Source organism: Nocardia sp. NPDC051911, assembly GCF_040681035.1.
Lineage (GTDB): Bacteria > Actinomycetota > Actinomycetes > Mycobacteriales > Mycobacteriaceae > Nocardia > Nocardia sichangensis.
In genome coordinates, this window is record NZ_JBFAXY010000036.1 from 1 (window position 1) to 22,756 (window position 22,756).

20 protein-coding genes and 1 pseudogene are annotated in these 22,756 nt (G+C 67.2%); 8 read left to right on the plus strand and 13 right to left on the minus strand.

Annotated elements, in window-relative coordinates; genetic code table 11:
* Positions 1-399: 399 nt before the first annotated feature.
* From AB0L97_RS31970 to AB0L97_RS31985, 4 genes and pseudogenes are all read right to left on the minus strand, one after another.
* Positions 400-1,494 (minus strand): Zn-dependent alcohol dehydrogenase, encoded by a 1,095-nt coding sequence (locus AB0L97_RS31970; RefSeq protein WP_364436910.1) that lies wholly within the window; start codon positions 1,492-1,494, stop codon positions 400-402.
* Positions 1,491-3,065 (minus strand): class I adenylate-forming enzyme family protein, encoded by a 1,575-nt coding sequence (locus AB0L97_RS31975; protein ID WP_364436913.1) that lies wholly within the window; start codon positions 3,063-3,065, stop codon positions 1,491-1,493. Before AB0L97_RS31975 ends, AB0L97_RS31970 begins: the two co-directional genes overlap by 4 nt.
* 54 nt (positions 3,066-3,119) lie before the next feature.
* Positions 3,120-4,315, minus strand: a pseudogene (locus AB0L97_RS31980) (CaiB/BaiF CoA-transferase family protein).
* 19 nt (positions 4,316-4,334) lie between these two features.
* Positions 4,335-5,783: an aldehyde dehydrogenase family protein gene (locus tag AB0L97_RS31985; protein WP_364436916.1), complete on the minus strand. Its 1,449-nt coding sequence runs from the start codon at positions 5,781-5,783 to the stop codon at positions 4,335-4,337.
* A gap of 202 nt (positions 5,784-5,985) precedes the next feature.
* On the opposite strand from AB0L97_RS31985, the gene AB0L97_RS31990 reads away from it, so the two are divergent.
* A complete protein-coding gene (locus tag AB0L97_RS31990) occupies positions 5,986-6,630 on the plus strand; it encodes a TetR/AcrR family transcriptional regulator (RefSeq protein ID WP_364436919.1) in 645 nt (214 codons plus the stop codon).
* A gap of 25 nt (positions 6,631-6,655) precedes the next feature.
* Here the strand turns inward: AB0L97_RS31990 and AB0L97_RS31995 are convergent, their stop codons facing one another.
* Complete coding sequence (locus AB0L97_RS31995) at positions 6,656-7,942, minus strand: MFS transporter (protein WP_364436922.1); 1,287 nt, start codon at positions 7,940-7,942, stop codon at positions 6,656-6,658.
* A 464-nt stretch (positions 7,943-8,406) separates the two neighbouring features.
* On the opposite strand from AB0L97_RS31995, the gene AB0L97_RS32000 reads away from it, so the two are divergent.
* From AB0L97_RS32000 to AB0L97_RS32015, 4 genes are all read left to right on the plus strand, one after another.
* The gene (locus AB0L97_RS32000; protein ID WP_358214337.1) at positions 8,407-9,249 is read left to right on the plus strand and encodes an N-acyl homoserine lactonase family protein; all 843 of its coding nucleotides are present in this window, start codon (positions 8,407-8,409) and stop codon (positions 9,247-9,249) included.
* Positions 9,246-9,404, plus strand: coding sequence for a hypothetical protein (locus tag AB0L97_RS32005; protein WP_364436926.1), 159 nt, complete (start codon positions 9,246-9,248; stop codon positions 9,402-9,404). The genes AB0L97_RS32000 and AB0L97_RS32005 overlap by 4 nt, the downstream gene beginning before the upstream one ends.
* Positions 9,401-10,876, plus strand: a complete 1,476-nt coding sequence (locus AB0L97_RS32010) for an aldehyde dehydrogenase family protein (RefSeq protein WP_364436929.1) — start codon at positions 9,401-9,403, stop codon at positions 10,874-10,876. The genes AB0L97_RS32005 and AB0L97_RS32010 overlap by 4 nt, the downstream gene beginning before the upstream one ends.
* Before the next feature lie 142 nt (positions 10,877-11,018).
* Positions 11,019-11,183, plus strand: coding sequence for an IS3 family transposase (locus tag AB0L97_RS32015; protein ID WP_364437092.1), 165 nt, complete (start codon positions 11,019-11,021; stop codon positions 11,181-11,183).
* A gap of 78 nt (positions 11,184-11,261) precedes the next feature.
* On the opposite strand, the gene AB0L97_RS32020 is transcribed toward AB0L97_RS32015, so the two are convergent.
* The 5 genes from AB0L97_RS32020 to AB0L97_RS32040 are packed head-to-tail and all read right to left on the minus strand — an operon-like array spanning position 11,262 to position 16,912.
* Positions 11,262-12,422, minus strand: coding sequence for an acyl-CoA dehydrogenase family protein (locus AB0L97_RS32020; protein ID WP_364436932.1), 1,161 nt, complete (start codon positions 12,420-12,422; stop codon positions 11,262-11,264).
* A 7-nt stretch (positions 12,423-12,429) separates the two neighbouring features.
* The gene (locus AB0L97_RS32025) at positions 12,430-13,218 is read right to left on the minus strand and encodes an enoyl-CoA hydratase-related protein (RefSeq protein WP_364436935.1); all 789 of its coding nucleotides are present in this window, start codon (positions 13,216-13,218) and stop codon (positions 12,430-12,432) included.
* Positions 13,215-14,882 (minus strand): long-chain-fatty-acid--CoA ligase, encoded by a 1,668-nt coding sequence (locus AB0L97_RS32030; protein ID WP_364436938.1) that lies wholly within the window; start codon positions 14,880-14,882, stop codon positions 13,215-13,217. The genes AB0L97_RS32025 and AB0L97_RS32030 overlap by 4 nt, the downstream gene beginning before the upstream one ends.
* A 7-nt stretch (positions 14,883-14,889) precedes the next feature.
* The gene (locus AB0L97_RS32035) at positions 14,890-16,065 is read right to left on the minus strand and encodes a thiolase family protein (RefSeq protein ID WP_364436941.1); all 1,176 of its coding nucleotides are present in this window, start codon (positions 16,063-16,065) and stop codon (positions 14,890-14,892) included.
* Entirely contained in the window at positions 16,055-16,912 is an 858-nt protein-coding gene (locus tag AB0L97_RS32040; protein WP_364436944.1) for a CoA transferase, read from the minus strand. Before AB0L97_RS32040 ends, AB0L97_RS32035 begins: the two co-directional genes overlap by 11 nt.
* Before the next feature lie 93 nt (positions 16,913-17,005).
* Between AB0L97_RS32040 and AB0L97_RS32045 the strand changes: the two genes are divergently transcribed.
* Complete coding sequence (locus AB0L97_RS32045) at positions 17,006-17,599, plus strand: helix-turn-helix domain-containing protein (RefSeq protein WP_364437095.1); 594 nt, start codon at positions 17,006-17,008, stop codon at positions 17,597-17,599.
* Between the two features lie 417 nt (positions 17,600-18,016).
* Positions 18,017-19,393 carry an aromatic acid/H+ symport family MFS transporter gene (locus AB0L97_RS32050; RefSeq protein WP_364436947.1) on the plus strand — a complete coding sequence of 459 codons (1,377 nt, stop codon included), beginning with the start codon at positions 18,017-18,019 and terminating at the stop codon, positions 19,391-19,393.
* A 548-nt stretch (positions 19,394-19,941) separates the two neighbouring features.
* Here AB0L97_RS32050 and AB0L97_RS32055 read toward each other — a convergent pair.
* Both AB0L97_RS32055 and AB0L97_RS32060 read right to left on the minus strand, forming a co-directional pair.
* Positions 19,942-20,253 carry a WhiB family transcriptional regulator gene (locus AB0L97_RS32055; RefSeq protein WP_244892134.1) on the minus strand — a complete coding sequence of 104 codons (312 nt, stop codon included), beginning with the start codon at positions 20,251-20,253 and terminating at the stop codon, positions 19,942-19,944.
* A gap of 29 nt (positions 20,254-20,282) precedes the next feature.
* On the minus strand, positions 20,283-20,483 hold the full coding sequence (locus tag AB0L97_RS32060) for a hypothetical protein (RefSeq protein WP_067809778.1): 201 nt from the start codon (positions 20,481-20,483) through the stop codon (positions 20,283-20,285).
* 247 nt (positions 20,484-20,730) lie between these two features.
* Here AB0L97_RS32060 and AB0L97_RS32065 point away from each other — a divergent pair, with 247 nt between their 5' ends.
* A complete protein-coding gene (locus tag AB0L97_RS32065; protein WP_067809775.1) occupies positions 20,731-21,444 on the plus strand; it encodes a GntR family transcriptional regulator in 714 nt (237 codons plus the stop codon).
* Positions 21,445-21,512: 68 nt separating this feature from the next.
* Here AB0L97_RS32065 and AB0L97_RS32070 read toward each other — a convergent pair whose 3' ends face one another.
* Positions 21,513-22,643, minus strand: a complete 1,131-nt coding sequence (locus AB0L97_RS32070) for a beta-propeller fold lactonase family protein (RefSeq protein ID WP_364436952.1) — start codon at positions 22,641-22,643, stop codon at positions 21,513-21,515.
* Positions 22,644-22,756 lie beyond the last annotated feature (113 nt).

Sequence of the window (22,756 nt, forward strand, 5' to 3'; positions counted from 1 at the left end):
CTCCACTTCTACAATCACCACCGAGCCCACTCCGCCATCGGCGGTCGCCCACCGGTCACCCGACTGACCAACCTCCCCGGACATCACAGCTAGTCGAGTAGTATGGCACTAATAACATGTCAGCCGGGGCCAGGTGAGCGACCTCCTCCCTGCGGAGTCCGGGCACCCGCCGCACGGTCTGCTGTTGGGGTAGGTGTGCCTGGGCCGGGATCAGTTCCGCGCGGCGCGCTTTGAGGAAGGCGCCCAGCTCGCTCAATCGTGGGGCGGCGTGGCAGGTACAGGCGTCGACCGGCGGTCGGGCGGCGGGAGATGACTCGGCCCGGTTTCGGAGGCGGTCATGGGCGTGTTCCTTCCTCGGGCTCGGAGCTCGGTGTCCCGGACCCCGAGCCCGGTCGGCGCTCAGGACAGGACGACTGCGCGGGCGCCGTTCTCGTCTGCGCAGTATTCGACCGCTTTGCCGATGTCGCCGAAGTCGAAGGTCTCGGTGACCAACTGGTCCAGTAAGAGCGCGCCCCGCTGGTAGAGCTCGACGAGCTGGGGGATGTCGCGTTTGACGTGCGCCGAGCCGTACAGGCAGCCCTTGACGGTCTTGCCGGACATGACGACGTTGTTGAAGACCTCGCTGACAGCGACGCCCGGTCCGGCGCCGACGAGGACGGCGGTGCCGCCGCGGCGGGCCAGGGCGACGGCTTGATCGACGGTTTCCTGCCGGCCCGCTACTTCGATCACGACGTCGGCGCCGCGGCGCCCGGTGAGCTGCTGCACCTTCTTGACCACGTCGGGTCCTGCGGTGAGGGTGTGGGTGGCGCCGAGTTCGGTGGCCAGTGCGAGCCGGTCGGTGTGGACGTCGATGGCGATGATGGTGGTGGCGCCGGCGATCCGGGCGCCTTGGACGGCGTTGAGTCCGACGCCGCCGCAGCCGATGACCGCGACCGCGTCGCCCACCCGGACGCCGCCGGTCTTCACCGCGGCACCGAATCCGGTGAGCACACCGCAGCCGAGCAGTGCCGCCGAAGCGATGGGTACCCGGTCGGAGATCCGGATGGCCGCCCCGGCGGGGACGACGGTGCGCTGGGAGAAGGTGCCCAGTCCACAGAACTGGCGCACCGGTGTGCCGTCGAGGCTCATCCTGGTGCTGCCGTCGGGCAGGATGTGGGCGCCGAGCATGGTGCGCGGCCGACCGCACAGGTGCTGTTCGGCACGCTGGCAGTAGTAGCAGGTGCCGCAGCTCGCCAGCCACGACAGCACCACATGGTCGCCGACCGAGAGCTCATCGACACCGTCACCGACGGCGGTGACGACGCCTGCGCCCTCGTGCCCGAGCACCAGCGGCAGCGGGGCGGGGAGTTTGCCGGAGAAGACTCCCACATCGGAATGACAGACGCCGGTCGCCTTCACATCGACGGCGACCTCACCGGGACCGGGGTCGGCGATGTCGAGGTCGGCGAGCCGTAGTGGCGCGCCTGCCTGTTCGAACAGTGCTGCTCGTGTCATGGGTTCGTCTCCGTGGTTGTGGTCTGTCCGTAGGTGTCGCGCAGAACGTTCTTGAGGACCTTGCCGTTGGCGTTGCGGGGCAACTCGTCGACGAAGTAGAAGTGTTTGGGGACTTTGTATTTGGCCAGGTGTTCGCCCAGCCAGGACCGGAGCTCCGCCACGTCGATGGCGCTGCCCTGCGCTGCGACGATCAGCGCCGCGCCGACCTCGACGTAGCGTTCGTCCGCGACCCCGATGACCGCGGCGTCGGCGATGTCGGCATGTCCGGTGAGCACCATCTCGATCTCGGCGGGGTAGACGTTCTCCCCACCGCTGCGGTACATGTCCTTGGCTCGTCCGGCGATGGTGAGGAAGCCGTCGGCGTCGACGCGGCCGAGGTCGCCGGAGTGGCACCAGCCGTCGACGAAGGTGGCGCGGTTGTCCTCGGGGCGGTTCCAATAGCCGATGCTCACCCCGCCGCTGCGGACGCAGATCTCGCCGACCTCGTCGAGGTCGGTGGGTGAGCCGTCGGGGCGGATGACCTTGATCTCGGTCATCGCCTGGGGCGTGCCGATGCTGCTCTCGTGGCCGCGGGCGACATCGAATTCCAGGCTGGTGCTCACCGCGCCGCCTTCGGTGAGGCTATAGGACTGGACGAGTTCGACGCCGGGTAGCCGGTTGTCGAGTTCGTCGTAGACCCAGGGCATGACGATGTCACCGCCGGTGACGATGCGCCGTAGGGTCTGCGGCACCAGGTGGGTGATGTCTTCGCCGCTGCGTAGCAGGTCGAACAGCATGAACGGGTAGAGCAACATGTCGGTGGCGTTGTGCCGGTCGCCGACGCGGAGGAAGTTCTCGAGGGTGAAACTGCCCGACGGGAAGGCGATGGCGGTGCCGTGGGTGAGCAGGGCGGGAAGCAACAGGACCTCGAATCCGCCGGCGTGGAACAGCGGTCCGCTGGTCTGAGACACGGTGGAGCTGTCGATCCGCCAGCGCTGGGCCTGGATCGAGCCGATCCACAGGGCGTTGCCGTGCGAGAACAGGGCGCCCTTGGGGCGTCCGGTGGTCCCCGACGAATACATCAGCGACACCGGGTCTTCGGGGGAGACGACGGGAAAGCCGGTCGCGTCCGATTCCTCGGCGGTGAAGACCGACAGTGACGTTGCTCCGTCGAGTGCTCCGGGCTCGCCGCGCACGACGTAGGTACCGACGGTGACGCCGTCGCGGATGGCCGCCACGAGGGCGGCGAACTCGGCGTCGAGCACGAGCACCCCGGGGTCGGAGTCGTTGAGCGCGAACTGCAGTTCCGGTGCGGTGAGCCGCCAGTTGAGGCGTACCGCGATCGCGCCGACGCGCCCGATCGCCAGGTAGAGCGCGACGTAGTCGGTGGAGTTGCGCAGCAGCAGTCCGACCCGGTCGCCCTTGCGCACTCCGGCCTGCTGCAGGGCCCGTGCGTAGCGTAGTTCGGTGGCGCGCAGGTCGAGCCAGCTCAGTGCGGCTTCTCCGCCGAGTGCGACAGCGGGGCGGTGGGGGTCGACCGCGGGCATCTGGGCGGCGATCGCGTCGGTGATGAAGTTCAGGCTCAGCGCCATGGGGTGCTCCGGTGAGTGAGGCGGCAGTGACTCATTCGGTGTGTTCCTTGTCTGTCAGAGGATCGCTCCAGTGGCGCGAAGAGCATCGATGTCCGGTGGGTCGAAGCCCCAGTCGATGAGTGCGCGTGAGGTATTCGCTCCGGCGGGGACCGCGGGGCCCTGCACGGCACCGGGTGTCCGGCTGAATCGCGGTGCGGGGGCAGGCTGGAGGACCCCGTCCACCGGGACGAAACTGTTTCGTGCCCTGGCGTGTTCGTGTCGCAGGGCTTCGTCCAGGTCGAGGACCGGGGTGGTGCAGGCTTCGCGTCCGGCGAAGGCGGCTTCCCACTCCATGCGGGTTCGGGTGCCGAAGACGGCCGCGAGCCTGATACGCAACCGTGGCCATTGCGTGCGGTCCCATTGGATGTCGGCGAGTTCTGGTTCGAGCCCGAGCACATCGAGGAGTTCGGCGAAGAAGGCGGCCTCGATCGCGCCGACTGCCATCCAGCCGCCGTCTGCGGTCTCGTACACGGTGTAGAACGGGGCGCCACCGTCGAGCATGTTGGTTCCGCGCTCGAGTCCGTGCATCCCCACTTGTCGCTGTCCGTAGAAGACACCGCCCAGCAGGGCGATCCCGTCCACCATGGCGGCGTCGACCACCTGACCGCGGCCGCTGCCGCGCGCTTCCCACAGCGCCGACAGCAAACCCATCGCCAGCATGAGTCCACCACCGGCGTAGTCGCCGAGCAGATTCAGCGGGATCGCCGGGGGGCCGCCCGCCGGACCCATGGCCGCCAGCAGACCGGACAGCGACAGGTAGTTCAGATCGTGGCCGGCGGTTCGGCTCAGTGGTCCGTCCTGTCCCCAACCCGTCGCTCGGCCATAGACCAAGCGAGGGTTGCGGGCCAGGCAGTCCTCGGGTCCGACGCCGAGGCGCTCGGTGACCCGGGCCGGTTGCCCTCCAGGAGCGCATCTGCCCGTTCGACCAGACGCAGCATGGTGTCCACGCCGTCGGGATGTTTGAGATCCACGGCGACCGAGCGCCGCCCGCGATCGTTGACGAAGGCCGGTTGCCGTCCGTTGCTCGCGCCGAGGTCGGTGCGCAGAGCGCCCACGGCGCTGGGCCGGTCGATCCGCAGGACTTCGGCGCCGAGGTCGCTGAGCAGCATTCCGCACCACGGCCCCGGGCCGAGCCCGGCCAATTCGATGATCTTGAGGCCGTGTAGGGGGCCCTGCCGGGCTGCGGGCTCGGCATCGGTGGACGGTGTCATCGGGTCGCGGGTCACGGGTTCACGCCCCGATGAGGATCTGCTTGAGTTCGGTGAATCCCAGAATTCCCTCTGGTCCCGATTCGCGGCCCCAGCCGGAGGCGCCGACGCCGCCGAACGGCGCGCTCATCACGGGGCCGAAGGAGTTGACCGCGACGGCGCCGGAGCGGATGCGACCCGCCACCTCGACACCGAGGGCGGTGTCGGCGGTGAACACCGCGCCCGACAGGCCGAAGGTTGTCGCGTTGGCCAGACGCACTGCATCGTCGAGATCGCGGTAGACCTGCACGGCCGTGACCGGCCCGAACACTTCTCGCTGCACGAGGTCGGAGTGTTCGCCGACACCGGTGAACAAGGTCGGTTCGTGGAACCATCCGCAGCTCAGATGGTCGGGCCGGCGACCGCCGGTGACCAGCCGCGCGCCATCGGCTTCGGCCGCGGCGACGAAATTCTCGGTGCGCCGCAGCGCCGCCTCGTTGATCAGCGGACCCAGATGGGTCTTCGGGTCGAGCGGGTCGCCGATGGTCAACCGCTCCCAGCCGGAGCGGAGACTATCGATCACCTCGTCGTGGCGGCGCTCGGAGACGAGGATCCGCGACAGCGAGGCGCAGACCTGACCGGTGCCGTTGGTGGCGCCGGGCACGAGGGCCCGCAGTGTCCGGTCGAGGGGAGCGTCGTCGAGAATCAGCGCCGGCGACTTGCCGCCGAGTTCGAGCTGGGTTCGCGCGTAGCGTCCGTGGGTCGCGGCAAGGACGTCCTGCGCGGCGACGTGCCCGCCGGTGAGCGAGACCAGATCGACCCGAGGATCACGTGTCAGGGCCTGACCGACCTCGACCGGGCCGCACACGATGTTGACCACACCGGCGGGAAAGCCCGCCCGCAGTGCGCAGTCGGCGACCAGGGCCATCGTGAGATGGGATTCCGGCGCTGCCTTGATCACCACCGGACAGCCCGCCAGCAGCGCGGGAACGACCTTGGACGCGATCGTGACGACGGGGCCGTTGTAGGGCAGGATCGCCACCACCACCCCGACCGGTTCCCGCCGTAGCAGCACATCGCCCAGTTCGGACGAACGGCGGTCCTCGCGCAATATCGCCTCGGCATTGCCGACTGCCGAGCGCCACGCGGCGGTCGTGCCGAACCGGTGTAAAGCGCGGCCGTGCCGCAGCGGCATTCCTGCCTCGACTGCCCACACCACCTCCAGTTGCGGGGCGCGGGCGTCGAGGAGATCGAACCAGCGCGCGGTCGCCGCGATCCGCTCGGCGAGGTCGGTGCGTGCCCAGGTCTCGCGGGCCGCGTCGGCGGCATCGATGGCCGCGATACCGTCAGCAACCGACGGGTGCCGCACGACGGTGACCGGCAGGCCGGTGGAGGGCGACACGATGGTGTAGCGATCCCCGGTGGCGGGCCGCAAGGTTCCTCCGATCAGCACGTCGTCGGGGTGCGCGACGTCCGCGCTGGAAATTTCCACGATTCCACCTTCTGCCGGTGTGACGGTCGGCGGAGAGCCGCGAACAGCTCTCTTCGACTAACCAGAAATTCTATAGGGCAGTAGATTATATATTATGCTGGACGGTGGCAAGCTGCCGCAGTGTAAGGTTCGGTGGAATCGCCGCAGTGTGGGGATCGCCTCGACAGCGTGGGCGTACCCGGTCGGACAGGGAGGTTTGCTGTTGAGCGCGCCGCACGTAGGTACCGAGCGCATCGGTGCTGGCGAGCCCCGGACCAGGGCCATGCGCAAACGTGCCGAACGCGTCCGGCTGATCGAGCACACCGCGGCGCGGCTGTTCGCCGAAGGCGGCTATGAGGCAACCAACTTCGAGGCCATCGGTGCCGTCCTCGACATGCGTGGCTCCAGCCTCTACTACTACTTCCCCTCCAAAGAGGAACTCTTCCTCCGCTGCATGGAGCACGCGGCCGCCGAAGTGTTTCCCCGCTTGCGGGTCATCGCGGAATCGGCAGGCCCACCGCTCGACCGGCTCCGGCGGATGTTCCGCGAAGAAGCCGTCATCACCCTGGCCGAGTATCCGGAATTCGTTCCGCTCTTCCTCAAGGTCCAGGTGCCGATCCAGGCGCTCGAGCAGCGGCGCGACGAACTCCGACGAGAGCAGACGTCGATCTTTCGTGCCGTGGTCGACGAACTCGCCACCGCGCCGGAGGTCATCTCCGCCGACCGCTTGCACATCACCCTGAACCTCGCCCTGGGTGGGTTGGCCCTCATCGGCGAATGGTTCGACGCCAGTAGCGGTCTCGGTGTCGAGGAATTCGCCGAGGAGGTGTCCGGGGCCCTGGTCGGTATGTTCACCGCCGGATCCTGAGCGAGGTCGCGAGGGCGGCGGCGATTCAGGAATCCGCCGCAGCCGGGGAAGCTCCCGGCACCGGCACCCCCACCGCGGCGTCGCCGACGCGGCGGACGCGCGACAGTGCCACCGCCGTGACCGCCGCGATGATCAACGGGACGATGACCGCGAGGTACATCGTGCGCGGGGTCAGCACACTCAGCGCATACCCCGCGACGATCGGCGATAGAATCGCCCCGGCGCGTCCGACGCCCATCATCGCCCCGTATCCCTTGGCTCGTGCGAGTACGGGGTAGACCGCTGTGGAGGTCGCGGTGTAGCCGGTCAGCGCGGCGTAGATCGCCGCGCCGAGCACGGTCGCCGTCGTCAGCGCGAGCGGCCCGCGCAGGGTCACCGCGAACACCGCGATCGCGACGGCCGCCACCAGCGAGGTCACCGCAGCTATGCGAGCGCCGGCGAACCTCAGTCCGACCGCGCCGAAAGCCGTACCGCCGATCACCGCACCGAGTCCGATCATGATGCCGGCCAGCGCGCCGCTGCCCGCGTCACCGCTGGCGTTCTTGATCAGCTGCGGTGTCCAGGTCCCCACGAAGTAGTAGGCGGCGGTCAGCATCGAATATCCTCCGGCCAGCAGCACCGTGCGTGTGCGCAGCGCGTGCCCGAGAAGCGAATTCGCGCGCGGGAGTACGATTTCGCGCTCTCGCGGCGCGGCAGCCCGGCGAGCGAGGAAGTCGGGGGACTCACGCAGGAAGACGGCAGTCACTACCAGCGACAACGCGCCGAGCACGGCGCCGACCCAGAACATGCCCTGCCAGGCGCCACCGACCCAGGTGATGAGTCCCGCGCCGGCGAAGCCCGCCAGCATCGTGCCGACCGGATAGCCGATCATCACGATGCCGAGTGCGATGCTGCGGCGGTTTTCTGGGGCGCTCTCCTGGCCGAGCACGACGATCACGACACTGATCATGCCGATGGCGATGCCGGTGACGAACCGTGTCACCAGCAAGGACTCGAAGTTCGTGGACAGCGCCGAGGCCGCGAGCCCGACGGTGTTGACCGCGAGGCCGACCAGCAGGACCCGTCGACGGCCGTAGATGTCGGCGAACCGGGCAAGCCCTATCGCGCCGACCGCCATCCCTGCGAGCGCGGCGCTGACGAGGTAACCCTTCTGCGCGTTCGAGGCGAAACCGTCCGGCAGGTGGGGCATCGCGAAGCCCATCACCAGCACGTCGTATCCGTCCAGCATGTTCAGGAACGCGCAGAACAGCACGACCGCGAATTGGCTACGTCGGTCGCGACCGGCGGTGACGGGGGTTGGGTGTGAACTCATCGGGTCTTCCTTGCTTTGCGGAGAATGCCGCGCGCTCCAGGTGAAGGCGGCGGGGCTGCCATGGGGAGGGGAGTGGCGGTTCGGAACGGGATGCCGGATCGACGAGAGTTCGGACCAGAGGCTGTGCCCGACAGCAGCTTAGGAGATTGTGCACGAAATATTATCAATTTCGGCGAGAAGCTAGCGGCGACCCTCTCGACTGGGTCCGGCGTGGGGCTCTCGGCAGTGAGTGTCTGCGCCGGTCGGCAGAGCGTGCTAGTCGCCCATATTCTTGCAGGTAGAGGCAAAATCAACTCATCTGTTGAAAATCGATGAGCGCGAAGATAGTATGCGTGTCAGCCTGTGACCCAGGACACAAGCGTGGTGGCATGCTGTGAATCGGTGCGATCGAAAATGCACAATACATAATGCCTAGCGGTCCTTTCGGGTCGCCCGGGCACCCTCGGCAAGACATTGGAGTCCCCATGGCAACACCGAAGCCCGTCCGCCGCGTGTGGGCACTGGACGCACCGCAACTCACTGTCGACTGCGGCATTCTGATGCTCGGGTCCGGCGGTGTGCAGGAAACCATCCCGGCTCCGACGTTTCTCATAGAACACGACGAGGGACTGCTGATCTTCGACGCCGGTCTGGCCACCGTGGGCGCCGGTGACCCGGCCGTCGCTTACGGCGAGCTCGCCGCGGCGTTCCGGATCGACTTTCCCGAGGAGTACCGGCTCGACCGCCAGATCGAAGCCATCGGCTACACCACCCGCGATGTCCGCCGGGTCGTGTTGTCGCATATGCACTTCGACCACACCGGCGGACTCGATCTCTTCCCGCACGCGCAGGGCTTCATCGGCGCCGGTGAACTGCGTTACGCCAAGACGCCCTCGAACCTCGACGCGGCCTTCTTCCGGGAGGACGACATCGCGGCGGCGCAGAAGATTGCCTGGAACGAGGTTCCCGCAGGCTACGACCACGACCTCTTCGGTGACGGCAGCATCACCCTGCTCTCGCTGCACGGGCACACCCCCGGCACGCTCGGTCTGAAACTGCGCATGCCCGACGACAGCACGCTCGTGCTCACCAGCGACGCGGCGCACAAGTGGGACAACGTCGACCTGACCATCGGCATGCCGTTCGATGTCGACCGGCCGAACAAGCACAGCTCCTTGCAGAAGATCAAACTACTGGCCACCCAGCCCGGAACAACCGTCTGGATCAGCCACGATCCGACCGACTGGGCCGAGCTGCGCGCGGGCGGTGCGGAGATCACCAGCGCCACTTCGCTGCGCGGTCCCGCCGAACACGTGGTGACGGCGTGAAAACGCCGGCAGCAGTGATCGATGCGGGAAGCACCGAGCTCGAGCTGCGCGAGCTGGAGGTCGAGTTGGTCGCCGGTGACTCAGCTGCGGTAAAGGGCCCGCCGCCAGAAACCAAGATCCCTCATCCGATGCCTCACATCCACGAGCACCCGTGACCGTACCGAACAAGGTGGCATGGGCATGGGGCGGTCCAAGGCAGCTGCTCATCGATGGTGCGTGGGTTTCTGCTGTCGAGCACGGTGACTTCGAGGTCATTGATCCCGGCACCGAGCAGGTGATCACTCGGGTAGCCGAGGCCGCGGCGACAGACGTGGACGACGCCGTGCGAGCCGCACGGCGGGCATTCGACGACGAGCGTTGGATCCGCCTTTCCGGTGCCGAACGCGGCATGATCCTCTGGCGGACAGCGGATCTGATGGCTGAGCGCGCTAACGAACTGGCAGCTGTCGAAAGTCGCGACGTCGGGATGCCAATGTCACAAGCACTGCTGATGGTCACCGAGGCCGCCAACCAGTTCCGCTATTACGCGGGCTGGGCCGACAAGATCTACGGCAGCACGACCGACATCGGCCCGTCCGACCGCCGAATGCACGGCGCCACCTACAAAGAACCGGTCGGTGTGGTCGCGATGATCGTGCCGTGGAACGCGCCCCTGATCGCGATGTCGATGAAACTGGCACCCGCTCTGGCGGCTGGGTGCACATGCGTGCTGAAGCCATCGGAAGAAGCACCGCTGTCCGCACTCGTGCTGGGAGGGATACTGCTCGACGCCGGGGTCCCGCCCGGAGTGGTCAACGTTGTCACCGGCTTCGCGGCAACTGGTGCGGCGCTGGCCGAACACCGAGACGTCGACAAGATCAGCTTCACCGGCTCGACCGCGGTCGGCCGCAAGATCGTTGTTGCGGCCACCGGCAACCTCAAAAAGGTCTCGCTTGAACTCGGCGGCAAATCACCAGTGATCGTCGCGCCTGACGCCGACATCGCTGCGGCGGCAGCAGGCATTGCGCTGGGGGCCTTCTGGAACTCCGGACAAATATGTACATCCGGCACACGGCTCCTCGTCCACAGGTCGATCTACTCGGAACTCACCGACGTGATCGCCGAGCTGGCTGCGGACATGAAGGTCGGCTACGGCAACGACCCCGACACGGTGCTCGGGCCCCTGGTGTCCCGCCGACACCTCGACCGTGTCGCCGGGTTCGTCGACCGCAGCGCCGCTGACGGCGCCCGTGTCGTCACTGGCGGCAAACGGATCGGAGATCGAGGCTTCTACTACGAACCCACCCTGGTCGCCGATGCGACCCCTTCCATGGAGATCGTCCGCGACGAAGTTTTCGGACCGGTACTCGCGGCGATGCCCTACACCGACCTCGAAACCGCCATAGCTGTCGCCAACGACACCCAGTACGGACTCGCCGGCAGTGTCTGGACCCGTGATGTCGCCCTCGCCCATCGAGTCGCCCGTCGGCTCCGCGCCGGACGCATCGGCATCAACGTCCATCGGGCCGGCGGAGTGCAGATGCCGATCGGTGGCTACAAGCAGTCCGGATGGGGACGTGAAAACGGGCCGAACGCAATCGAGGAGTATCTCGAAACCAAGTCTGTGGTTACCCTCCTCGACCGGTAATTGTGGTCGGCATCAGGGAAGGCCAAGTGCCACAACCCCATCATTCCTTGGAGGATCTCGCGGCGTCCGGGAATTGTGTCCGGCCAGCTGGCAGTCGAGGCGGATTTCCCGCCGGGTCGAGGCGAGATACGTCGTTCGGTGAATCGGCCGGTTCAAGACCGTGATCGAGGTCGAGTTCGCCCTCATGGAATGGTGCGACTGGTACAACAACGCACGCCTACATTCCCGGCTGGACTACCTGACCCCGGCCGAGTACGAAGCCGCGTACTACGCTCAAAACCTGCCACGCCGACCGGCGCTGGTCTGAAACCGAAGCCGGCTCTTTACCCGTCGACGGTTCACGCGGTATCGGGCGTGCCAGGTGCCGGTGAGCCGCCAAATGGGATCACAGAGTCCGTGAGATCAGTTCTTTCATGATTTCGTTGGTGCCACCGTAGATCTTCTGGACGCGCGCAGCGGCATACATCTGGGCGATCGGGTATTCCGTGATGTAGCCGTAGCCGCCGAAGACTTGCAGGCAGCGGTCGACGATCTCGCACTGCTTGTCGGTACCCCACAGCTTCGCCATCGACGCGGTGGTCGCATCGAGTGTGCCGTCGATGTGGCGCTGGATGCAGTGGTCCATCAGTGTTTTGCCGGCCAGCACTTCTGTCTTGCACTCGGCCAGAAGGAATTTCGTGTTCTGAAAGTTGAAGACCGACTGTCCGAAGGCATGGCGTTCCTTGGCGTATCGGATCGTCTCGGCGACGGCGGCCTCGGCCATCGCGACACCGGCGATGCCGATGATCAGCCGTTCGCGTTGCAGTTGATTCATCAGTTGGACGAAACCCTGCCCTTCGACTTCGCCGAGGAGGTTGGCCGCGGGTACACGCATATCGACGAAAGACAGTTCGCGCGTGTCCTGTCCATGCTGGCCTATCTTGTGCAACACGCGGCCACGCTCGAACCCGGGCAGATCCTGTGTCTCCGCGACGAGCAGCGAAAGGCCCTTGGCGCCTTGGGACGGGTCGGTCTTGACGACGATGACCAGCAGGTCGCAATGCGAGGCGTTGGAGATGAACGTCTTCGACCCGTTGACCACGTAGTCGTCGCCGTCGCGCACCGCGGTGGTGCGCACCGACTGCAGGTCCGAGCCCGTGCCGGGCTCGGTCATGGCGATGGCGAGGACATTATCCCCGCTCGCGCACTTCGGCAGCCAGCGCTGCTTCTGTTCTTCGGTGGCGTAGGTCGCGATGTAGTGCGCGACGATCGTCGAGTGCACGGAGAACGCGAACGCGGTGTCGTGCGCGTAGACGAGTTCCTGCTGGACGATTGCTTCGTGCCCGAAGTTTCCGCCGCCTCCGCCGTACTCTTCGGGCAGGTCGAGGCACAGTAGACCCGCCGCGCCGGCTTTCGTCCAGAACTCGCGGTCGACCTGGTGTTGCGCTGCCCATCGCTCCTGGTTGGGTGTGGCTTCCTTGCGGAAGAACTCGGCGGCGTGTGCTCGCAGCAATGCCTGGTCGTCGGTCTCCCAGGGAGATCGGTACGTGGGAAACAGTTCACTCATGGCGGATCTACTTTCCGGTGAATTCAGGTGCGCGCTTGGCGAGAAATGCCGCTTGTCCTTCGCGGCTGTCAGCGGAATGGATGGCGACGTGGAAGTTGCGCTTCTCGTGTTCGAGACCTTGCGCCAACGAGGTTTCGAGGGCCTGCACCGCGGCGTCCTTGACCAGCGCCACAGCGAGCGGCGAATTCGCTGCGATCCGGGTGGCCATCGCTGTGGCGACGGCAAGCGCGTCGCCGTCGGGAACGATCTCGGCGATGATGCCCGCGTGGTATGCCCACTCGGCGGAGCGGAGCTCGCCCGTGAGCAGCATCGCCATCGCCTTGGGCTTGCCCGCGGCGTGGATGAGCCGCTGCGTGCCGCCACCTCCGGGTATCACGCCGAGCTTGACTTCCGGAACGCCGAACTTCGCGGACTCACCCGCTATGACGAAATCACAGGCCAGCGCCAACTCGCACCCACCGCCGAGAGCCAGCCCCTCGACCGCGGCGATCACCGGTTTCGGGAACCGGCCGAGCTCGGCCCAGATGGCGCCACCGGTGGCGGCGCGGTTCCCGAGCAGGCCATCATTTCTGATGGCGTCGAAGGCGGTGATGTCGGCACCCGCGCAGAACGTTCCCTGCGCACCTGTGAGGATGACGGCACGGACCGAGTCGTCGTGGCGTATCGCATGGAGTTCGGAATTCAGCGCGGTGAGCACGGCTTCGTTCAGGCTGTTGCGGGCAGCGGGCCGGTTGATCTCGAGAACGACGACGTGACCGTCGCGGCTCGAACGCAGGGGTGCCTGGGCGGTGGTCATCGCGACGCTCCGTAGAGGGAGCTGTGCGCGGCCCGCATGGTCTTCTTGTCCAGTTTTCCGACGCTGGTGCGGGGCAGGCTGTCTAGATAGAGGACTGTGTCGGGCAGTTGCCACCTCGCGAACGCGCTCGCGAGCAGGTCGTGGATCTCGGCGAGGGGGAGCTCCTGCCCGTCGGCGGTCACGACAAGGGCGACGGGGCGTTCTTGCCACTTCGGGTGTGGCACACCGATGACGGCAGCTTCGGCGATCTTCGGATGCGCCAGCAGGGCGTTTTCCATGTCGATGGAGGAGATCCATTCGCCGCCGCTTTTGATGACATCTTTGAGGCGGTCGGTGAGTTTGAGGTAGCCCCGTTCGTCGATGGTGCCGACGTCGCCGCTTCGCCACCACCCGTCGATGAACCGATCGGCATCGTCGTCGAGCTTGAAGTAGCGCTCGATGATCCACGGTCCGCGAAACAGAATCTCGCCCGCCGAGTGGCCGTCGTGCGGCAAGTCATTGCCTTCGTCGTCGACGATCCTGACGTCGATCCCGGTGACCGGCAAGCCCTGGCAGCGCTTGAGATCCCACTTCTGCTCGTCGGTGAGGGTGTCACCCAGCGTGGGTTTGGTCCCCGCGTTGACGGTAACAAGCGGGGTCGTCTCGGTAGCGCCGTAGGCGTGGATGATGTCGGCGCCGGTGAGATCGTGGAACCCACGCATCAGCGACAACGCAGGCTCGGTCGCCCCGGAAAGCAGCCGGGCGCGGCGGAAGTCGGGCTTGGTGTCGAGAGTCTTGATGTAGTCGAGCATGGGCTGGAAGATCGCTGGAGCGCCGTTGGCCACCGTGACCTGCTCAGCGATCATCGCGTCGACGAGGACTGAGGTGTCTTCGGCGACATACCGGCCGGGGAGCACGACCTTGGCAGCGGCATAGACCGCGCCTTGCGGTAGACCCCAGGACTGCCCATGAAACATCGGCGTGATCAGCATCGCCGCGTCGTCGGCGCTCAATGCCAGCCTGGCGGCCATCGCCATGCTGTGCAAGTAGATCCCGCGATGCGAGTAGTACACCCCTTTGGGACGACCCGTCGTGCCGGTCGTGTAACACGCGCTGTAGGCCGAGTTCTCGTCGACCATCGGCCACTCGATGTCGAATTCCGCGGTGGCCATCAAGCTTTCGAAATGGCGGACATTCGGCAGCGACGTCGAGATCTCGTCGAGCGGGCGATCTGACATCACCACCCAGGTGCGGACATCGGATGCGTGCTCCGCGATCGCTTCGGCGACGTGGAGCAAGCTCTCGTCGACCAGGACGACCGACGCGTTGCTGTGCGCGGTGACATAGCCGAGGTCGTCGGCTCCCAGTCGCAGGTTCATCTGCAGCATCACGGCCGCGAGGCCAGGAATTGCCCAGTACAGCTCGAAGTGCCGCTTGCTGTTCCAATCGAGAATTCCGACCACGTCCGCGGGCCCGACACCGAGCTTGCGCAAGACGTTTGCGGCCTGCCCGATGCGGCGGTACGCGTCGAGGTAGCTGTATCGGTCCCACCCTCCGGCTGAGGTACGGAACACGATCTCCTGTTCGGGATAGGTGCGCGCCGCGTGCCGGATGAGGGTTGTGGTGTTGAGCTGGTAATGGTCACCGTGCGTGGATGGCAGTCCGCTGACGATCTCGTAGGTCATGGCTTCCTCAGATGCGTTCGATGATGGTGGTATTCGCGGTTCCGGTGGCTTCGCAGATCGTCTGAAGGCCGAGCCGCTTGCCTGTTCGTTCGAGTTCGGTCAGCAAGTCGGTGAGCATTCGGGCGCCGGTCGAACCCAGCGGGTGGCCGATGGCGATCGAGCCGCCGTTGACGTTGAGCTTGTGGTCGGGAACTCCGAACTCCCGCTGGAACATCAGTGGCACACCGGCGAAGGCCTCGTTGACTTCGAACAGGTCGATGTCCGCCACGGCCAGACCGCTGCGGTGCAGCGCTCGGTGGGTGGCGTCGAGGACGGCGCTGAACTGCAGGACGGGGTCTGCCGCGGCCACCGAGAGCGCGCGGAATCGGGCGCGCGGGGTGAGACCGTGGCGCTCGGCGTACTCGCGGTCGGCGATCAGCAGGGCTGCGGCTCCATCGCTCAGCTGTGACGAGTTCGCGGCGGTGGTCCGTCCGTCGGCGCAGAACACCGGCGGCAACCCCGCCATCTTGTCGAGGTCGACGTGTGCCCGAATACCTTCGTCCGCCTCGATGGTCGGACCGTTCGGGTCGGTGGGGTCGGCAGCGATCGAAATCATCTGGTCCCGAAACTTCCCGGCTGCCGTCGCGGCCAGCGCTCGGGTGTGGCTTCGGGCACTGTACGCGTCCAGCGCTTCACGGCTGAGATCGAACTTCTCGTTCATCAGTTCCGACGACGGTCCCTGCGCCATCAGGCGGCCCTCGTAGCGGTCGAGTTCCCGCGGGCTGTACTGCGGGCCCAACGGGGCGCCGGGTTGGAACGATGCGGGCATCGGCACCCGCGACATGGACTCGACACCGCATGCGATCACCAGGTCGTGCGAACCCGCCATCACCGCCTGGGCGGCGAAGCTCACGGCCTGTTGTCCAGAACCGCATTGCCGGTCGATCGTCACGGCGGGCACGGACTCGGGAAACCCCGCCGCGAGTACTGCGTGCCGTCCGAGATTGCCCGACTGTGCGTCGTGTTGAAAAACGCAGCCGGTGATGACGTCCTCGATTGCCGACGGATCGACGCCGGACCTGGCGACCAACTCTCGCAGCGTGTGCCCCAGGAGATCCACGGGGTGCCACCGGCTGAGCTTGCCGCCGCGGCGGCCGACCGGTGTGCGTACCGCGCCGACGATGACGGCTTCCCTACTGCTCATTTCTGTCTCCTTGCGCTTGATGGCGGATTCCGGCCAGGGGGATGTCGAGGTGAGCCGCGAGCTGTTCCCACTCGCGGGTGGGGCGGGTCAGAAAGACCTCGGCCAGTTCGTGTTCGGTTCCGCCCACGCCGAACGCCGCGCGAGCGCGCGACCAGAAATGCGGTTCCAGCGCGGCCAGGGCGACGTGTCCGTCGGAGCTGGCGTAGATCCCGTAGCCGGGGTGTGCCCCGCCGAGCGGCGCGCCCGCGCCCATGAGCCCATGTCGCACCGCCGCGCCCGCATCGGCGGCAGCCCTTTCCAGGACCACGTGCTCGTGGTGTCCCGCACCCGACTCGGCAGCCAGTCGCAGCGCGATCAACGCCGCCGAAACGGCACGCTCGGCCCCGAGCAGGTCGACAACGGGAACGGTCGGCATCGCCGGCGGCTGGAGAGTGCCGAATGCGGCCTGGTAAGTCAGGTCGTGGCCGGGCCGCTCTGCGTCGGTCCCGATGTGACCGACGATCTCCACATGGGAGAGGTGGGGGTGTCTGGCGGTCGAGTCATCGAGTTCGAGTGTGGCCAGCGCGGACGGGCGCATCGCGGTGAGTAGGAGATCGGAGTCCGCGAAGACGCGCTCCGCCGCCGCTCGGTCCTCGGGGTCTTTGAGGTCGAGCGGCAGTACTTCCTGTCCGGCGCTGAGCTCGTCGTACCAGCGGGGGGCGACCGTGCGTAGTGGGTCGCCGGCCGGGGGCTCGATCTTGGTGACCGTCGCGCCCATGGCCTGCAATCGCGCTGCGGCGATCGGCCCCGGCAGGTTGACGGCGAGGGACACCAGACGCACCCCGTGCAGCGCCTTGTGCTGTGGCATACACAACTCCTCTCTCGCTATACGACTGTATGGCATCCGGTGTGAATGTAAAGTCTTTTGGGTGAAGTGTATGCTTCCTGGCGACAGGAGGAGATAACCGTGATCGACCCCCGCGCCAGTGACGAGGACCTCACCGCGAAGGCCCGAATCCGCAACGCCGCGCTCGACCTGTATGCCGAACACGGTGAGGACCGGGTCTCGATGCGCGGCGTCGCCACAGCGGCCGGGGTGACGGTGGGGCTGGTGCAACACCACTTCAAAACCAAGGACGGGCTGCGCGCGGCCGTGGAGCAACTGGTTGTCGACTATTACGCTCTGGCGATCGCGGCAGTTCCCGACGTGGGTACACCTGCCGAGGTCGCCGCGCGCCGTGACGAATCGGTGCGGCGGATGCTCGAGACGCACCCGTCGGTGGTGAACTACATCCGGCGGACGGTGCTGGATCCACGAGGCTCGGGCCGGTTGCTCGAGCGGCTCACCGAGCTGAGCCGCAGCGAGGTGGTCAAATTGCGCGAGTCGGGTCTCGCGTCGACGAACCGCCCGGAATCGACCCAGATCATCGGACTGATGGTGCGCCAGTTCGGAACGCTGTTGCTACAGCCGATGATCGACGAAATGTGGGGATACCTCACCCGAGAGGACGCCTCGCCGCATGGTAAACCGACACTGTCGGTCACTGTAGGTTAGAGATCGCTCTGTGCGCGCGGGCATGATTGCGCTGCCCCTCTCACTCGCCCGAATCGTGGCGGGCGCGTATGGACGCAGGTTCAATGCCTCGGCGGGGCACATCGAAGATGGGAACGCACGCGAACTGGGGATTTGCTCACCTGGGGTTTTCTTCGTTCCTCAGCGTCTCGTTGTGATGTAAAGACCCTGACCTGCGCAAATAAGGCGCAGGCTGGCGTCCCCGGGGAGAGCGCCACCTTCGTCGCTGTCATGCCCGGCCTGGCGGCGAATTCTCCCGGAATGTACTCAGCATCATATATTGTGCGTTATTGTGAGCCGGATCGCACGACCGCCTGAGAGGTATCAGGAGTTTCCGGTCGCTGCGCGGTTGCGGTGTGGTCCCGAACCAACGTCGCGCATTTCCCCGAGGAGGACGGCATGAGCCGTACTGTCCGGCACCCACGCAGTGGTCTGATCGTGGTGTTGCTCTGTTTCCTGACCATCGTGGCCGACGGCTACGATCTGATCGTCTACGGCGCGACCGTGCCCAGTCTGCTCGAGGAGCCCGGCTGGGGGATGACGACCGCGACCGCCGGCCTGATCGGCAGCTGGACGCTGTTCGGCCTCATGGTCGGCTTCCTGGTCGCCGGTCCGCTCACCGACCGAATCGGGCGGCGGCGGATCATGATGATCGGCGTGGCGTGGTTCTCGCTGGGCTGTGCGATCTGCGCGCTGGCCACCTCACCCGAATTCCTCGGCGCCGCACGGTTCATCACCGGCATCGGGCTCGGCGGCGTCGTCCCCTCGGCGGTCGCGCTGACCATGGAGTACGCACCGCGCGACCGCAGGCAGATCTACAACGGCCTGACCTTGACCGGCTACTCGGTCGGCGGCATCGTCGCCGCTCTGGTCGCCATCGCGCTGCTGCCCGACCACGGCTGGCGCGTTCTCTACGGCGTCGGCGCGCTGTGCGTGATCGTGCTGCCGGTCATGTACTTCTGGCTGCCGGAGTCGGTCAACTATCTGCTTGCCCGCGGCCGCGACGACGAGGCTCGCGAGCTGGCCGGCGCCTACGGCCTCGATCTGGGGGCGGCGCGGGCCGACCTGGGCGCCCGCGCGGCCGGACCCGCCGAGCGGCCGGCCGCGGGGTTCCGGGAACTGCTCACCGCCCGCTACCTGCCCGCTCTCGCGCTGTTCGTCCTGGTCTGCTTCTGCGCCCAGCTCATCGGCTACGGCCTCAACACCTGGCTGCCGCATCTGATGCGACAGGCAGGCTACGCGCTGGGCTCCTCGCTGCAGTTCCTGCTGGTGCTGCAGGTCGGCGCGGTGGCGGGCATGCTCGGTGGTTCGCTGCTTGCCGACCGCTTCGGATCCAAGCGAATCCTGGTGCCGTTCTTCCTGATCGGAGCGGTCTCGCTGCTGGTACTGAGCCGCAAGGCCGACACGGCCGTGCTCATGGCGGCCGTGGCCGGTGCGGGCCTCGGCTCCATCGGCAGCAGCTCCCTCACCTACGGATACATCGCCGCCTACTTCCCGGCCACATGCCGCGGCTCAGCCGTCGGCGCGGCGATGGGGCTCGGGCGCACCGGATCCATCCTGGGGCCGATGATGGGCGGCTGGATACTCGGTTCGGCGCTGAGCACCCAGTGGAACTACTACGCCTTCGCGGTCCCGGCGATCCTCGCCGCCGTCATCGTCCTGCTGGTGCCGCAGGCCGGAACCCGGGATTCCGGTGCAACAGCCGCGCCGGCGGTTCCGGCTCCGGGGCAGGCCGGAATCGCGCCGCGAGACGGAGCGACGGAACCGGCGCGCTGATATCCACCAGCTCCTGAACGGATCGCGATCATCGCGACACCGTAATGAGCCCGACCGTACGGCAATCCGAGCCGGTGGATCCCGACAACAGAGGATGCACCGGCCGGGTCCGCACACCGTGCCCGGCCGCGATGTCGCCGCAGCGTGCCCCGCGGAAAAGACGGGACGAGCGCCCGGGGTGCGGTTCAGTTCGGCGATCGGGTCCGGCGGGTTCGTCGAGCGGGAGCCGTACCAGACCGGATCGCTTGCAGCGCCGGAGGATCGACGCCTCCAGTCGGTTGGCCTCGGCAGCGCGACCCGTGTGGCGCAGTGCGGTGAACAGCAGCAGCTCCGCTCGCGGTGAGGCCAGCGGACGCAGCCGGGCATCGAACCGGCGGCCGATGCCCGGGGGACGGCCCACCGCTACCGCACGGGCGGCCTCGTCATCTCCGGCGAGCGCGCGCGGGTCGCGCTGTCGCCGTCGAGCTCGGCGACGAACGCTCGAACAGGGTCGCGTCGCGACCGTAAAAGTCGGCGGCGGGTGTGGCGGGTGACCCGCGCAGCGAGGGTCAGGCGTCGGGCGTTGCGCTGACCGGGAGGTCCGGTCGGCGGGGCCGATAGTTGAGCCAGCGGTAGCGGTTGCGTTCCCGTGGGGTCATCCCGCCCCAGATGCCGTGTGGCTCGTTGGCTTCGACCGCGTAGTCGCGGCAATGGGTCAGAACCGGGCAGCCCTGGCAGATCTGCTTGGCCAGCAGGACTTTGCGTGGTTCGTTGCCGTTGTCGTAGAAGACGTCGACATCGTAGGCGCGGCAGGTGGCGTGGCGCTGCCACGCCCAGGACTCGGCCAGCGGCGGGGGCAGGATCAGGGGGAACTCGCGCACTGTCGTCTCCTGGGGCGCTCTGCAGGGTGTCAGGTACCCGCCAGCTGCCGGGCTCGCCGGCGGGCGGAGTCGGCGAGCTGCCGTTCCAGGGCGCTGTCGGGCCCGCCCGATCCGGCGAGATGGTCGTGCAGACGGGCCTTGGCCGCGTACCACGCGGCCGCGGCCTCCGCACCGGCGTCGCGCGCGGGTCTGGTCAGGCACAGGGCCGTCATCTCGATCAGCACGTTCATGTCCGCGAACCCTTCGCGAGGTCGGCGAGAGAGCGATTGGGCGGCCACCAACTCCATTGTTCGTGGCCATATCAAGCATAATATATCATTTGCGGTCGTGGGTGGCGCCGACCGCTCCGGGAACGGCCTCGTTGCGGCCGCCGCCGCTTCCGGGGTGCGGTGTGGTCATCGGTTCGCCGGTGCCATCTGCTCGGTAATACGTGAGGCATAATGCATAGATCGGCCGAACGGAAAGGATCGAATCCCCATGGAATCGACTGCGCAGGGGCTGCCTCGCCGCATGAACTCCCAGCGTCAGCAGCTTTCCGAGGACGTGGCGACCTACGTGCGCGAACTCATCATCTCCGGTCGGGTCCGCACCGGCGAATTCCTGCGCACCGAACCGATCGCCGAGGCGGTGGGTGTCTCCAACACCCCGGTTCGCGAAGGGTTGTTGCTCCTCAGCGGTGAGGGATTCGTCGAACTGGTGCCCCGGCGCGGATTCATGGTCGCGGCGTTCAGCAGGCAGGACGTGCGCGATCTGTTCTGGGCCCAGGCCACCCTCGCTGGCGAATTGGCCGGGCGCGCGGCCAAATCCATCACCCAGCGTCAGCTCGACCACCTCGCCGAGGTCGTGGCCGAGCAGCAACGCGTCATGGCCGGGGACAACGATCCCGAGCGGATCGTCGCGCTGGGCCACGAATTCCACCGCACCATCAATCTGGCCGCCGATTCGCGCAGGCTGGCCATGTTGCTCGGCTCGATCGTCAAGCAGCTGCCGAACCGCTTCTACGGCAATATCGAGGGCCACGCCAACGAGACCCTGCATTTCCATCCGGCCATCCTCGAGGCGCTGCAGAAGCGGCGCGTGAAGACGGCCGCCACACTCATGCGCGACCACATCATGTCCGGCGCGGACGAACTCATCGCCATGCTGGAGCGGCAGGGCATGTGGTCGGAGGAGCAGAAGAACACCGCCTAGACCGACGGCATGCGGCAGCGGCGGCGCCCACCGGCCCGGTGCGCGCCGCCGTTCGTCGTCGGTGCGGGTCAGCGGGTCAGGACGGCGACCGGTCCGTCCGACATGAACACACCGGTGTCGACCGGGTCGCGACCGGTGTGGGTGAGGGCGCCGTCGGGGCCGATCGTGTACGTGTGCACCCGGGTGGTGATCTGGGCGGTGAGCACGTCCACCAGGTAGAGGTGCCGCCCGTCGGGATCGAGGGCGACCTGACCCGGCATCGTGCCCGCGGGCGCCGGGTACGGCGAGCCTGGCAGCGGGGTCAAGGCGCCGTCGGCGCCGACGGCGAAACCGGCGATCGATGAGCCCACCGCGTTGGGCACGTACATGCGGCTACCGTCCGCGCTCGCCACGGCGCCGTGCGGCACGCCGCCGGTCGGGTACGGGGAGCCAGGGGTCGGGGTGAGGCGGCCGTCGTCGGCGATCGCGTATCCGGACACGTCGAAACCGAATTCGTTGCTGACATACAGGAACCGGCCGTCGGGGGTGTAGCCCGGCGCGACCGGGCCGAACCGCACCGTCTGTGTGCCGAGTGGGGTCAGGGTGGCGCCCGCGCCGACGGCGTAGCTGGACACGGTGTCGCCGATGTAGGTGGCCACGCGCAGGAATCGGCCGCTGGGGTCGACGCCGGCCATGCCCACCGCGCTGAGTCCCTCGACAGCGACCCGCGACGCGCCGGTCGGGGTGAGCGCGCCGGACGGCGCGACTGTGAACGATTCGACATGCCCCGGCGCGCCGCCTACGACGACGAACAGGACCGTGCCGTCGGGGGAGAGGCGGGCCGAAGTGGGCGGCCCGCCGACGGTGACCGCCGCGCCCGGAATGGGGGTCAGGGCGCCGTTGTCGTCGAGCCGGTAGCCCGAGACGCCGAAATCGCCGGCATGCGGTACGTACACCGTGCGACCGTCGGCCGAGGCGACCAGCGACAGCACGCCGAAACCGGTCGGGAACGGACTGCCCGGCACCGGGGTGAGCGTGGTGTCGCGCTCGACCCGCAGCACGCTGATCCCCAGCGACGCGGTGCCCGCGGTGATCAGAAACCGCGGCCGCGCGGGTGCTGCCGAGGCGGGGGCGGCGGGTCCCACTGCGCCTATGGCGCACAGCAGGACGGTGAGCAGAGTTGTCATGGCGCCGCGGTTCCCGCGGAACGGCCTGGGCATCGGCGGATCTCCTCGTCGAGCTCTGGTGTGCCGAGTGCACACCAGGAGGGAGAATCCCATATTAAATATGGCTAATGCTCTGAGCTGTGATCGATCATGATGAACCACACCGA